The sequence below is a fragment of the Arcticibacterium sp. genome, from assembly GCF_055134445.1.
In genome coordinates, this window is sequence record NZ_JBSRVI010000075.1 from 1 (window position 1) to 13,780 (window position 13,780).

General features: G+C 36.0%; 11 protein-coding genes. All 11 read right to left on the reverse strand.

The annotated features are described in order from the left end of the window. A partial coding sequence (locus ACTBZY_RS10015; RefSeq protein ID WP_463046193.1) for a hypothetical protein occupies nt 1-223 on the reverse strand: 223 nt, incomplete at its 3' end. Between the two features lie 19 nt (nt 224-242). Further along, complete coding sequence (locus ACTBZY_RS10020; protein WP_463046194.1) at nt 243-1,427, reverse strand: TolC family protein; 1,185 nt, start codon at nt 1,425-1,427, stop codon at nt 243-245. Nucleotides 1,428-1,495: 68 nt separating this feature from the next. Then, a complete protein-coding gene (locus tag ACTBZY_RS10025; protein ID WP_463046195.1) occupies nt 1,496-1,921 on the reverse strand; it encodes a hypothetical protein in 426 nt (141 codons plus the stop codon). A 395-nt stretch (nt 1,922-2,316) separates the two neighbouring features. Further along, complete coding sequence (locus tag ACTBZY_RS10030; protein WP_463046196.1) at nt 2,317-3,522, reverse strand: MFS transporter; 1,206 nt, start codon at nt 3,520-3,522, stop codon at nt 2,317-2,319. A 7-nt stretch (nt 3,523-3,529) separates the two neighbouring features. Next, entirely contained in the window at nt 3,530-4,633 is a 1,104-nt protein-coding gene (locus tag ACTBZY_RS10035) for an MBL fold metallo-hydrolase (RefSeq protein WP_463046197.1), read from the reverse strand. Between the two features lie 69 nt (nt 4,634-4,702). Further along, the gene (locus ACTBZY_RS10040; RefSeq protein ID WP_463046198.1) at nt 4,703-5,284 is read right to left on the reverse strand and encodes a Crp/Fnr family transcriptional regulator; all 582 of its coding nucleotides are present in this window, start codon (nt 5,282-5,284) and stop codon (nt 4,703-4,705) included. 204 nt (nt 5,285-5,488) lie between these two features. Then, on the reverse strand, nt 5,489-7,507 hold the full coding sequence (locus tag ACTBZY_RS10045) for a heavy metal translocating P-type ATPase (protein WP_463046199.1): 2,019 nt from the start codon (nt 7,505-7,507) through the stop codon (nt 5,489-5,491). A 3-nt stretch (nt 7,508-7,510) separates the two neighbouring features. Further along, nucleotides 7,511-8,110: a methyltransferase family protein gene (locus ACTBZY_RS10050; protein ID WP_463046200.1), complete on the reverse strand. Its 600-nt coding sequence runs from the start codon at nt 8,108-8,110 to the stop codon at nt 7,511-7,513. An 18-nt stretch (nt 8,111-8,128) separates the two neighbouring features. Continuing rightward, the gene (locus ACTBZY_RS10055; RefSeq protein ID WP_463046201.1) at nt 8,129-8,767 is read right to left on the reverse strand and encodes a class I SAM-dependent methyltransferase; all 639 of its coding nucleotides are present in this window, start codon (nt 8,765-8,767) and stop codon (nt 8,129-8,131) included. A gap of 11 nt (nt 8,768-8,778) precedes the next feature. Beyond that, nucleotides 8,779-9,999: an efflux RND transporter periplasmic adaptor subunit gene (locus ACTBZY_RS10060; protein WP_463046202.1), complete on the reverse strand. Its 1,221-nt coding sequence runs from the start codon at nt 9,997-9,999 to the stop codon at nt 8,779-8,781. Between the two features lie 11 nt (nt 10,000-10,010). Next, nucleotides 10,011-13,780: CusA/CzcA family heavy metal efflux RND transporter (locus ACTBZY_RS10065; RefSeq protein WP_463046203.1), on the reverse strand; the 3,770-nt coding region annotated here is incomplete at its 5' end.

Sequence of the window (13,780 nt, forward strand, 5' to 3'; positions counted from 1 at the left end):
AGTGCTTATCGTCATTGTGGTGTTCGTGCTTTGTTTCCAAAGAATCCATGTCTACTACAAACTCCTCTTGTCCGATAGTTTCTTCATTAATATGGTTTCCATTTGCGTCATGCTCGTGCCCATGCTCTTCGGTAGTTTCTGATTTAGATTCTGAGTCGTTACACGATGCCATTAAAAAAGTTGAAACTGTAACTAATGCGATTGCTATTCTTGAAATTTTCATTGTCTTTTTATTTTAAGTGTTATAATTGATGTTTTAATAATTGAGCTTGCTCTATATGAAGCTCCTTTTGCATTTGCAGCATTTTATCTGATGCATTTCTATAAAACTGTAGCTCTAAGTAATATTCCATAAAGGAATACTCTCCTAATTTATAGGCTTCAAATAACAAACTTTCGCTATTTAAATCGCCCATTACAGTCTTATATTCATTGTATTTTTCAAGCATTAACTCATATCGAATGTAATTTTCTTGGAATTCTGCACGAAGCGAAGATGTAATAATTACGGTATTGGATTGCTGATAATTATGGTTTGCTTCGGCAGCTTCTACCTTGTACTTACTATTCCATAGTGGAATGGAAATTCCTCCGTAAAATCCTGTATAATTACTACCTCTAACTCCTTGATAATTAAGCCCAAATGCCATATTTGGCAAGGTTTTACTTTTCTCCAATTTAATCTTTAGAAGCGAAGCGGTTTCATTTGCCTGCAATTCTTCGAAACGAGGGTCGCTTGTCAATTTATCATTCCAAAGATTTTCCATTGTACCAATTTCGGTAGGCAAGATTATTTGTGAAGAAATGCTTTCAATTGAAATTCCCCCGTTCAAGGTTTTTAGTTTGGACATTTCGATTCGAATGTCACTATCAATTTGTTCTACAATAAATTGCTCTTGCATCCAAGCAATTTTAGCCTTATTCAAATTCAAAATACCTACTTGCTGACTGTCGAAAAGTTCTTGAATTTGGTCGAAAACCCGTTTGCTCTGAGTTCTTCTTTCTGACTCTATCGCCCTTTGTTTTTGGAAGAAAGCGAGTTCTATTAAAATGTTTTTTGCTTTTAATAAAAGCTCTTGTCTACTTTTAGCAAAAGCCGACTCTAACTGTTCAGTTTTAGACAAATTCCATTTGTCACGAGCTGCATATACTGTAGGATATTCAAATGATTGTGAAATTTGAAATTCAGTATAATCTCCTGTTGTCTTTTTCCCAAAGGGTAAATAAAACCCAGAAAACTGTGGGTCAGGTAAATTATTGGTACTCTTGTTTTCGAGTTGCTGGCTGTTAATGTATGACTGATAGCCTTTTAACTCTGTATTATTTTGTTCTATTTCTTCTAATATTTTCTCAATGCTTGAAGATTGTGAGAAACCATTAATAAAGAACAGGCACCCGCAAATTGCGAATACGATGTGTTTATACATTGTTTGAAATTTTAGGTTTAATCTGATTTTTAATAGAATACTACCCTAGGGAAAGTATTCCTAAACGATTAACCTAAAGAAGGCGGACCTCGGGAGTCGAGGGAGGTGAGGTAAGGATTAAAATAAATATTGGGCGGATGATACACCGCCGTCTTTAAGGCTGCATCATAACTTAATGTAAAGCTAAAATGAGTATAAGAACTGACTGTATTTACAAGTTTTTTAACTGTGAGTTTTTTAACAGCACTTTCGTTTGTTACCAAAACTTCATTAGTAACAACCGAATGTATATGAAACTCCAAAAACAAATCTAATAATCCTTTTTTAGGGCTTTCTTCATGTGAATCATCGTGATGATGACTGTGGGTTGCACTATGGGCAATGACCTCATGAGATTGGTGCTGATGATGCAAATGAGGTAGTACCTGATGCAAAAGCAATAGGCCAAAGATGCCTAAAAAGAAAAGTGCCTTTATTTGCTTATGTTTTTGCATGAATTGCTAATATAGCAATTAATAATTTTAAGCCAGTTTTTTGAAAATATTTATTACTAAAGTGAGGTAAACTCTATTTCATATTTTAATTTACTTCCAGATACAAAATATTTGAGATTAAATTAACCTACTGTATATCAGCATGTTGCTAAAGTGGTAGAAACGAATTAGCAACAGAAATAGCTGATTAATAGCAAAATAAAGGATAAGAAAGCAAAAATACATGCAGCGACAGACCCCAATTTTATTTTTCTGTGAGTACAGCGAACGCTTTATGCAAGGGCGACCGAAGGGAGTACATTTTACCCTTGCAGATATGTTTTTGCGGAACAAAGCGGAACGATTGACGAACATCGCTTCCCTTTTTCCTAAGTAAAGTTCTAAAAAATAAGATTTCAATTTCTAGTATTCCCCATCCTTATCCAAATAATTATAGCAGAACCAATGGTTAGGAACCCAATAATTAGAATAGAATAAGATAGTCCGAATAAGTCTGCAACCACTCCAGTAATAATGGCACCAATGGCATAACCTAAGTCTCTCCAAAGTCTAAAAACGCCAATACTATTCGCTCGCTGTAAAGGATTGGTGAAATCTGCCAGTGCTGCAAGGAATGTGGGATAAACAATGGCAGTACCGATTCCCAAGAGTGCTCCTAAAAGTATAAATTGGGTGAAACTTGCGGCTAATAGCATCAATAAAATGGCAACGCCTTGCATTAACATTCCGAATATAAGCATGTTTTTCTTATTGTAAAAATCTGCAAGTTTGCCAGTGAATAGTTGCCCAAAACCCCAAACTAAAGGATATACAGACACTATTTTACCAATTTCTAAAAGGTTAAAATCTTTTGAGATTAGAAGAAAAGGAAGCAAACCCCAAATCATGCCGTCATTGAGGTTGTTAATCAAACCAGCTTGAGTGATTGAACCTAGATTTGGATTAACCCAAGAGGTTTCTATAAAAATATTTTTCAATAAGGGTACATTACTTGCCTTAGTTTCAATTTTCATATGATGCACAGTGTCTTTTATAAATATTACACTTAAGAAAAGACCCATTATAGCAAAACCGATGCCCATATAAAAAGGATAAGGTCGAAGTCCATATTTAGAGGCTATCCATCCTGTTAAAAACGCCACTATACCTACCGCAAGATATCCTACAGATTCGTTCAAACCCATCGCCAAACCTCTGTTTTTTTCTCCGACCAAATCAATTTTCATAATCACGGTGCTAGACCATGTCAATCCTTGGTTGATACCCAAAAAGATATTTGCAACAATTATCCAATTCCAGTCTGGAGCATAAATCAGAATAATGGGAATTGGTAAGCCAATGAGCCACCCTAAAACCAATAGCTTTTTACGACTCATTTTATTTGCGAAGACTCCTGTATAATAATTAGTAATCGCTTTTGAAATGCCAAAGACAATAATGAAAGACAAAACTGCTGTTTTTGCTGCCATGCCAAAATCTGCTTCGGCTATTTGCGGCAAAATAGTGCGTTCTAGCCCCACCATCCCTCCTACAAAGCCGTTTATTAACACCAATAAGGAGAATTGTTTCCAGTTTTCTTTGAGTCCTAATTTAGCTTCCATGGTATATTTAAGATACTGCACATCGATTAGCCCCAGCTTCTAAATCAGCAGAATCTATTCCTGTAAAATCACCTGAAGTGTTTATTTCTACTATTATCAGATAATTCTCAGGTGGAGCTGGAATCTTATTAAGAAGTGAACTAACAAAGATGTCTTCTTTTTCTGAAAGTAATGGAGTATTTGTCATAACCCCTTTAAGGCTTGATTGTAGAATCTGACTGTCAAATGCAATGGGTTGACTACTATGGCCTGGCATTAATATTACTGACTGATTTAATTTAAACAGCTTTTGGAGTGAATGAAATAATAGGCTTGCCTTGTGCATGGCTTCTTCTTTATTGGCTTTCAAATCTGGTCGTCCGACTCCTCCAATGAATAAAGTATCACCAGTAAGGATAACTTTTTCATCAACCAGATAACAAGTGCTTTCCAAAGTATGACCTGGTGTGTGAATGGCTTTTACTTGTATTTTGCCTAACATAAATATATGGCCGTCCTCTATTGCGTTGAAAGGATAATTAATTTTGTCATTTGAAGGTAAGGATGGTTGCAGTTTATGATTTTCAGCCAGCTCTTTTGTTCTACTCAAATGGTCTGCATGAATGTGTGTATCAGCAACATATTTTACCTTAAAACCATTGTAATCAATGAAGTCATTATAAACTGCCACAGGCAAAGAAGCATCCAGCATCATAGCCTCTCCTTCAGAAATAATCAAATATGATAAACACCCTTTTCCTGTCCGTCTGAATTGGATGATTTCAAAATCATCGAATGACTTCGAAGCCATGTTCCAAGATAAATTCCAGCCTTTCATACCTCCTTGTAAGTTGAAAGATTTGTAACCAGCTTTTTGTAGTAATTGAGCCGCAATCATACTGGTCTTACCTCCAGCACATACCGTTACAACAGGAATTGACTTATCGAAATCAACAGCATTTAACGAATTGGGATTTTGCTTTTTCAGTTCGTCATAAACGTCTAAATGAATACTTCCTGGGATTTGCCACTCCTCCCTTTCAATCATTGGTCTTATATCTAAAACATTTACTTTTTTACCAGAGTCAAGCCACTCTCTAAGAGTGTCCGTATTGATTTCTTTTTGTTTCATCCTATTGTAATTTTCACTCAACAAAGGACGGAGCTATTAGAATCAATTCCTTTTACATTTGTTAAATAATCAGGGGAATGCAGCTCGAATACGACTTAGGCTAACTTGAGTTATTCCGAGATAAGAGGCAATATGCTTTAGCGGTATTTCTCTAAGAACACTTGGAGATTTTTCAATCAATGATTTATATCGTTCATCTGCCGAATGAAATTGCAGACTTTCTAGCCTGTTGATAGTATCTACATAAGAGCCTTCAACAATTTTCCTAAAGAGTCTTTCAATGTCATGATACTTTTCAAAAAGTTGAAAAAGAGGATTTGCAGGAATTGAAATAAAAGTAGTGTCGCAGATGGCTTGTATGGCTTTATGGCTAGGCTTTCCTGTGAAAAGGCTCTCTGCTCTAATTATAATATCGTTTTCAAACGCAAAGTATTCAGTGACGTCCTTGTCATCTTTATAATAATGGATTCTTGCCGTTCCTTCTAGTACGAAGTAGATGGTTTTGCATGTCTGACCTATGGATTGCAGATTCTTATTTTTTTTTACCTGAACAGTAGCACACAAATTATCAATAGCTGCCTTTGATTCCGGCCTTAATGATTGTATTTGAGTTAAGTATTCAAGGAATCTCTTAGTGGTTATTTCTTTCATTTTAATACTTGATTACGAGTAACAATCTCCTTTTGTTGGCTTTAATGCCGCTAGCGGTATCGCACACTTTATAGAATTGACAAGTACTAAAAGGCATGTCTTCTACATTTATTTGACGGCATATTGGACAAGTAATTTATGATTTTAATTGATTTTCAATTAGTTTTTTAGTCATAACTTTAATTATGTGAATAATATCATTGCCTATACCCATTCCATTTTCTGCAATCTAACTGCATTTAGTATTGCCAATAGGGCAACGCCCACATCTGCAAAAACGGCCTCCCACATTGTGGCTAAGCCACCTGCACCCATTATTAAAACGATTACTTTAATACCAAAGGCCATGTATATATTTTGCCAAATTATTCTTTGGGTAGATTTGGCAATTTTTATCCCTGTAACTATTTTAGAAGGTTGGTCTGTTTGAATAATTACATCGGCGGTTTCAATGGCTACGTCACTTCCCATGGCACCCATTGCTATCCCTACATCGCTGGCAGCCAATACCGGAGCATCATTTATACCATCGCCAATGAAAGCTATTACCCTAGTGCTGTCTTGTTTTAATGTTTCCACTTCGTTTAACTTGTCCTCAGGTAATAGACCCCCTTTTGCATTTGCTATTCCAAGTATGGAGGCGATTTTTTGAGTAATACTATCCTTGTCGCCAGATAGCATCATAATGAAGTTGATGCCTTCTTTTTTGAATGCAGCTATGGTCTCTTTTGCATCTTCTTTGATTTCATCAGCAATGGTAACAAAACCTGCAAATTTTCCATCTATTCCAACTAAAACATTTGATTCTACAATATCTTCTATTTCTGAAGGAGTCGTGATATTGAATTGCTGCATCAATTTCTGATTTCCCACAACAACCTTTTTATTGCCAACCATTCCTATTAAACCCTTGCCGGCTATTTCATTAATTTCTGTTGCTTCTACTACTGGCTCACTTGTTTGATATTCCATAATAGCCTTAGCAATTGGATGGGTAGATTTGGCTTCTATTGCCAAGAGAAAGGGCATAAAAGTCTTTTCTGACCAATCATTAAAAGTCTTAATCTGACTGATTTGGAACACCCCTTTCGTGACTGTTCCTGTCTTATCCATTACCATCGTATTTACTTCTTTTAGCTTATCCATATAGGTAGCTCCTTTGAATAGAATACCATTTTTAGAAGCTGCACCAAGCCCACCGAAATAACCCAAAGGAATAGAAATAACCAATGCACAGGGGCAAGAAATTACCAAGAAAATCAAGGCTCTGTAAAGCCAATCTTGAAACACATAAGCATCTACAAAAAAGTAAGGAAGGAAGCAGACTGCAATAGCTAAATAGACCACAATAGGTGTATAGACTTTAGCTAATCTTCTAATCAGTAATTCGGTTTTTGCTTTTTTAGACGTTGCATTTTGTACAAGTTCTAATATCCTTGCTACCGAACTATCATTAAATAGTTTTGTCGTTTTTACTTCTATTACCCCATCCATATTGATGGAACCCGCCAATACATTTTCTCCTTGTAAAATACTTTGTGGTTTACTTTCACCAGTAAGGGCTGCGGTATTTAAACTCGCTTTATCAGATAATAATGTTCCATCCAAAGGCACTTTCTCACCTACCTTTATTTGTATAGTTTCACCTACTTCTACATCACTTGGGTTGACTTCTACGAAAGACTTGTTTCTCAATACACTGGCGATTTTAGGACGTACATCCAAAAGGGCTTTTATATTGTCCTTTGCTCGTCTTACTGCTTCACTTTGGAATAATTCTCCTACGGCATAGAAAAGCATTACCGCGACGCCTTCGGGATATTCGCCTATTGCAAAAGCACCAATCGTGGCAATGCTCATTAAGAAAAACTCTGTGAATATTTCCCCTTTTTTTAATGCTTCAAACGCCTCTTTAATTACTGGTAAACCAACAGGAATATATGCAATTCCATACCAAACTATTCTTAGCCATTCTTTAAAAAATGCTGCATCAAAATAGTCTAGGGCTATGCCCGAAATAAGTAAAAGAAAGCTTAGAATTGCTGGAAAATACTCTTTCCAAGGACTCTCGCTACCTATGGAGTGGTCATGAGAATGATTGTGACCGTCATCATCGGAATGGCCCAATGACGGCGGTGTTTTTCTATCTATTTTTTGTTCAAGAGAGCAACATATTTGCTTGCCACTCTCATCATAGATATGGGTATGTTTTTTATTTGTCATTGTTTATTTTTTTTTAAATGTTGTCCATCTATTTACGCTCTTTTTATATATGGTGTATTGTTCTCCAAATTCCTTCAGCAGAAACTCTTCTTCAAGTCTAATTTGTGTATTGATGCTAACTAAAGATAATCCTAGGATTAGCAGGGTGAAGGCACTTGGAAGTACTAAAAACAGACCTGTATTGGCTATCATAATCCCTAAGAAAATGGGATTACGAGAAATAGTAAAAAAACCACTATTTACTAATTCAGTTTTGTTTTCTTCGTCTATTCCAATACGCCAAGATTCTCTCATATTGCCTTGAGCGAACCACACAAGCACCAAGGATATTATTAATAGTACCCACCCGAAATAGAATAAGGTGTCGTTTTCTAAGTACCAAAAAGGTAGCAGAAACTTGTGCGAACTCGGGAAAAAGTCATAGATAGAAACTACTATAAATTCTAAAATGAATACAAATCCAAATACTTTTCCATTGTAGCCATGTGCATCATCTCCTTTGTTGAAAGTGAGCGGATTTACCTTGGTCTTTTTCCAAAGTAGATATGACCTTAATAAGAATACTAAAAAGAAATAAAGAATAAAAAATATGAATAAATACATGACGATTGATTTTATGTGTTATGATTTAACTCCTACAGCCACAAATACACCGCCTTGGTTAAAATAAGTGACCACTGAAAAATCTGAAACTTTGCTTTCTAAGTATTGATACAGAGGTCGGTCTACTTCTCCTTTTCCAATCCACTTTATGAACTTGCCTCTTAAGGTAGGTTTAGGAAGATACCAATCCATAATGACTATTCTGCCTCCAAGAGGCAGAATTAATAGCATGTTGTCAATTACCTGTTTCCATTCTGGAAAACCCGATAGACCTAAATCACATAGAATGGCGTCAATTTTAAGTGAATGGTTCAACTGAGTTTTTATCCAATTAGGTTCTACTTTTGTAGCGTCCGCTTTAATGAGTTTTATATTATTCCATTCATTCTTTTTTACTTTGTTCTCCGCTTTATTCAGCATTCCACCAGAAAGGTCAATCCCTATTATCAGGCCCGTATTATTTAAGTAATCTTGAATAGATTCGAGATTCTGGCCAGTTCCACAAGGTAGATTCAGAATAGTATCGCCTTCCTTAAGTTGTAATTGCTTAATTGAATAATCTCTGGCCTCATGGTAATACCATTTCGGAGAGAACAAATCATACACTTGGGCAAATTTATCATAATAGTTGATTGCCTTTTTTAAACTATTTCTCATGATAGTTGATTTTAATGTTCGTGTTCTAATTCACCTGCTTTTGATTGAGCATTTACATAATATGCCCCTTTTGTTACTATTTTCATACCTTCAGGAATGGTGTCCAACAATTTTATTGCTGTGAAGCCATTATCTGTTGAGCCTGTTAATACATTTATCTTTTCAAATTGTATTTCGGCAGCATCTTTTTGATTGTGAGCTACATAAACATAGCTGCTTTCTCCGTCCTTAATAATTGCTTTCTCAGGTAGTGCAGTAGTTTCTACATTCGTGAGAAATATCTTAGCATTTAAAAATAGGTCTTTTAAAAATTGAGGTTTTACGCCATCTAAATGGCCATGAACACGGACTGTTTTAGAGTCGGAATTAAACTCTTTACCTATCACATCTACGCTACCATAATAAATCGTTTGCCCGAGTGCAGGAACCAAATAGCTGATTTTTTGTCCTTTTTTTATACTGGCAATATCTTTTTCAAATACATCTAATTCTAAATGTAAATGTTCCGATGAAATAATTTCCATCAAGGAAACAGAAGATTGGGCATACATACCATTGTGAAAGTTGATTTTGGAAATATAGCCGCCCGTAGGAGCAACCACAGCAATCTGTTGGCGAATGGTACTTGGCGTAAGACTAGCTGTTGATATTCCTAAAAACGATAATTGCTTAGAAAGACCTTGTGTTTTAGCTTCTAAAATTGCCACTTCTGCCTGAGCATTTTGTAAATTCTTCATAACTCCTGCATTAGATTCTACCAAAGAATTTTGTCGCTCAACTTCTAATTGTTTTAGATGAAGTTGTGCTTTTGCCTCTAAATAATCTTGTTGGGTTATAATAAAATCTGTGTTTTCTAAATAGGCTATAACATCTCCCTTTTTGATGTAATTGCCCTCAACATACTTTTTTGTACTTTTTAAAATGCCATTAGCCTTTACCGAAACAGAAGAAAGTGCATTGGGTGGTAAGCCTAGGCTGCCTGTAGCGTGCACAAAGTCGTTTATTTTTATGGTTGATAAATCTCCAAATTCTAAACCAATGGTATTGGCTTGTACTTTTGTAAGATGTATGCCTTCCTCAGAGCTGTGACCGTCGCCTTCTCCCTCTGTTTGAGTGCCTTTTCCAGCCTCTTGATTGATTTCACTTTCTTGGTTTGTCTTATTTCCGCATGAAGTAAGCAACAGGCTAAGGGCAAGCGTAAAAATTGCTATGATATATTTTATATTTTTCATTTTTGTATTCTTTATTGATTTGTAAGAAATTGATAATCCACTACAGCCGTATTGTAGGCTATTATTTGCTCCCAATAATTTTTATTGTTGGAAGCCATTAATTGTAGGGTGTTTAAGAGTTCTAAATATGAAATTTCACCTGCTTGGTAATTCAGCTGGCTTATCCTCACAATTTCCGGATTAATGCTCTCTATTTGTTCTTTGTAAAAATCCACTCCTGCTTTGTACAGGCTTAAAGAGCTTTGTAATTCTAATTGGTTTCCTTTAAAAGCAATTAATTTACTTTGGTACTGATAGTTTCCTATTTCAACTTGCGTCTTTTGTGCATTAATTCTTTTCTTAACCTGTTCATTAAATAAAGGAATAGATACACCCACTTGGAAGGCATTTAGAAAGCCCCCCTGGTTAAACAATTGTGGAGCATAGCCAAAATTAAAATTTGGTTTAAGTTCAGATTTCAATACGTCTACTTTGGCAGATTCAATAGCAACCATCTGCTGACTCTGTAACAAAAGCGGATTAGACATTAAATCTGTTTGAGTAGAATAACTGGCCACAGAAAGGCTATTGGCGGCTGTAAGGGGTTCACTAGCATTTAGTAATAATTGGAAACGCTTGTTTAAATTCGCAATTTCAATTTTCACTTGGTTTGAAAGCAGCTCATATTCTTTCCATTTTGATTGAAGCGTAAGTACTTCAATTCGATTTACAGCTCCCGATTGTTCTCTTACTAAGGCTTTTCTATGGTATTCCTTGTAAGTGGTTACCAGCGTATCATATAGACTTTCTAGCTCTTTTTTATACTGAATATCATAATAAAGTTGCTTTACTTTCCATTTAAGTTCATTTGCGGTAATCTCTTTTTGAGCACTGCTTTGTACTGTATGGGCATCTTGTAATTTATTTTGCACCCTATTTATTAATGGGTTTGGAATACTCTGTATAAACCCTATTTGGTTTACTTGTTGACCATATTGAGTGTCAACCAAACCATTGCCCTGATAGGAAAAATCAGTCTTCCCGAGGTTATACTTTAGGTTTTGTAAGGACTGATTTTTTTCTACCTCTAAAGTGGCTGCTTTTATATTGGGGTGATTGTCTAATGCTACGGAAATGGCATTATCTAAATCAATTGGTCTGTTTTGTGCCTGACTAGAAAACATTACACCCATAATAAGTGCCACGGTCAATACTCCGCCCCTTGCCGCTGTTGAGCCATTAAACTTTTGCTCTTTCCATTTTTCTAACCAAAAGTAGAAAACGGGTAAAATAACTAAGGTTAAAAAGGTAGCAGTAAGTAAACCACCAATAACCACTGTTGCCAAGGGTCGCTGTACTTCAGCACCGCCAGAGGAAGAAATTGCCATAGGCAAGAAACCCAATGAAGCTACTGCAGCAGTCATTAAAACTGGTCTAAGCCTTACAGTTGTGCCAGTAATTATCCTTTCTTTAATATCAGTAATTCCTTCTTTTTTGAGTTCATTGAAATAGCCTATGAGTACAATACCGTTTAAAACAGCTACACCAAATAAAGCAATAAATCCAATACCTGCTGAGATACTAAAAGGTAAGCCTCTTAGCTGCAATGCCCATATTCCACCAATGGCCGATAATGGTATTGCAGTAAAAATCAAAGCTGCCTGAGACATAGAGCCAAAGGTAAAGTAGAGTAGAATAAAAATTAATGCTAAAGCGATAGGAAGAGCAATTGATAACCTTGCGTTTGCCGCTTTTAGGTTTTCAAACTGCCCACCATAAGTGAAATAATAACCCGTTGGTAATTTCACATTGGCATCTAATTCGGTTTGAATTTTCTCCACTAAAGTCTCCACATCCGTATTCCCCACATTTACACCAATGACTATTCTACGATTGGTGTTTTCTCTAGAAACTTGCATGGGTGCATCTACCAAATCAATGTCGGCAACACTACTTAATGGTACTTGAGTGCCATTCTTGAGGGTAATGAAAAGGGTTTTTACATCCTCAATTCCAGTTCTGTTTTGTTCATTCAGTCTAATTACTAAATCAAATCGCTTTTCGCCTTCATATATAACCCCTGCTTTTTCACCTGCAAAAGCTGACCGAATGACCTGATTCACTTCTTTAATATGTAAACCATACTGTGCCATTTTATCATACTTATAATTGATGATAATTTGAGGCATACCCACTGTTTGTTCTACATTCACTGTTCCAACACCGTCAATTTTCTTTATGATTTTCTCTGCTTCTGTAGCTTTTTGAAACATCATATCTAAGTCCTCTCCGTATAGTTTAATAGCTATGTCGGCTTTAGTACCCGTCATTAGTTCATTAAAACGCATCTGAATTGGCTGCGAAAATTCATAACCAACGCCAGGTATTGACGACAGCGATTTTTCTATTTTCTCAAACATTTCCTGTCTATTATCTGCCGAGGACCATTCAGTTTTAGGTTTCATTACCAAAACATAATCGGCAATTTCTACGGGCATTGGGTCCGTAGGGATTTCTGCTGAACCAATATTGGCTACTACATCAGTGATTTCAGGAAACTCTTTTAAGAGTTTTGTTTGAATCATTTTGGAGGTTTCAACACTCTGAGAAAGCGAACTTCCGGGTGGTAAAATGTGCTGCATGGCTAAATCTCCTTCTTCTAATGTGGGAATAAATTCGCCTCCCATTCGGCTAAAAACAAAAATACTTATCAAGAAAAGTACGATAGTGCCTCCTACAAAAAGGTGCTTAAATTGTAATGCTTTGTTTAGAATAGGCGTATATCCTCTTTGAAAGAAGTCTATGATTTTATCGGCAATTGTTCTTTTGTTCGAAACCTTTTTATTGAGAAAAAGTGCTGCCATCATAGGCACGTAGGTTAAAGAAAGAATCAATGCCCCGGTAATGGCCAACATTACAGTTTGAGCCATGGGTTTAAACATTTTACCTTCAATACCAACTAAAGCGAGAATTGGGATATAAACCATTAATATGATAATCTCTCCAAAGGCTGCAGAGCTTCTTATTTTTTGAGAAGAGGAGATGACTTCCCCATCAATTTCTGATTGGCTTAATAGTTTGCCTGAATGCTTTACTTGAAGCCTGTGCACTATGGCTTCAACAATAATAACTGCACCATCCACAATTAAACCAAAATCTATAGCTCCCAAACTCATGAGGTTAGCTGAGATTCCCAATAAATTCATCATAGATACCGCAAAGAGCATGGCAAAAGGAATAACCGAAGCTACTATTAAACCCGCACGCCAATTCCCTAAAAGTAGCACCAATATAAATATGACTATAAGCCCTCCTTCAATCAAGTTTTTCTTTACCGTTCCAATAGCAGTTTTAACTAATTTATCCCTTACTAAATAGGGTTCTATAACTACTCCATTCGGAAGTGATTTTTGAATTTGAATAACTCTTTCTTTCACCAATTCGGTAACCTCAGAAGAATTTGCTCCTTTAAACATCATCACTTTTCCACCTACTACTTCTTCTCCGTCACGAACAAGTGCTCCATAACGAGGAGCTTTGCCATACTGCAATGCTGCCACATCTTTTATTAAAATGGGCACACTTCCAGTTTCATTTACTACTATGTTTCCAATATCATCTAATGATTTTGCAAGACCTTCGGAACGGATATAATAGGCATTTGAGTTTTTCTCTATGTAGGCACCTCCTGTATTTTCATTACTTTTTTCAAGAGCCACAAAAACATCTGAAATGCTAATACCTAAAGATTTAAGTAGGTCGGGGTTAATGGCTACTTCATATTGTTTTAAGTAACCACCCA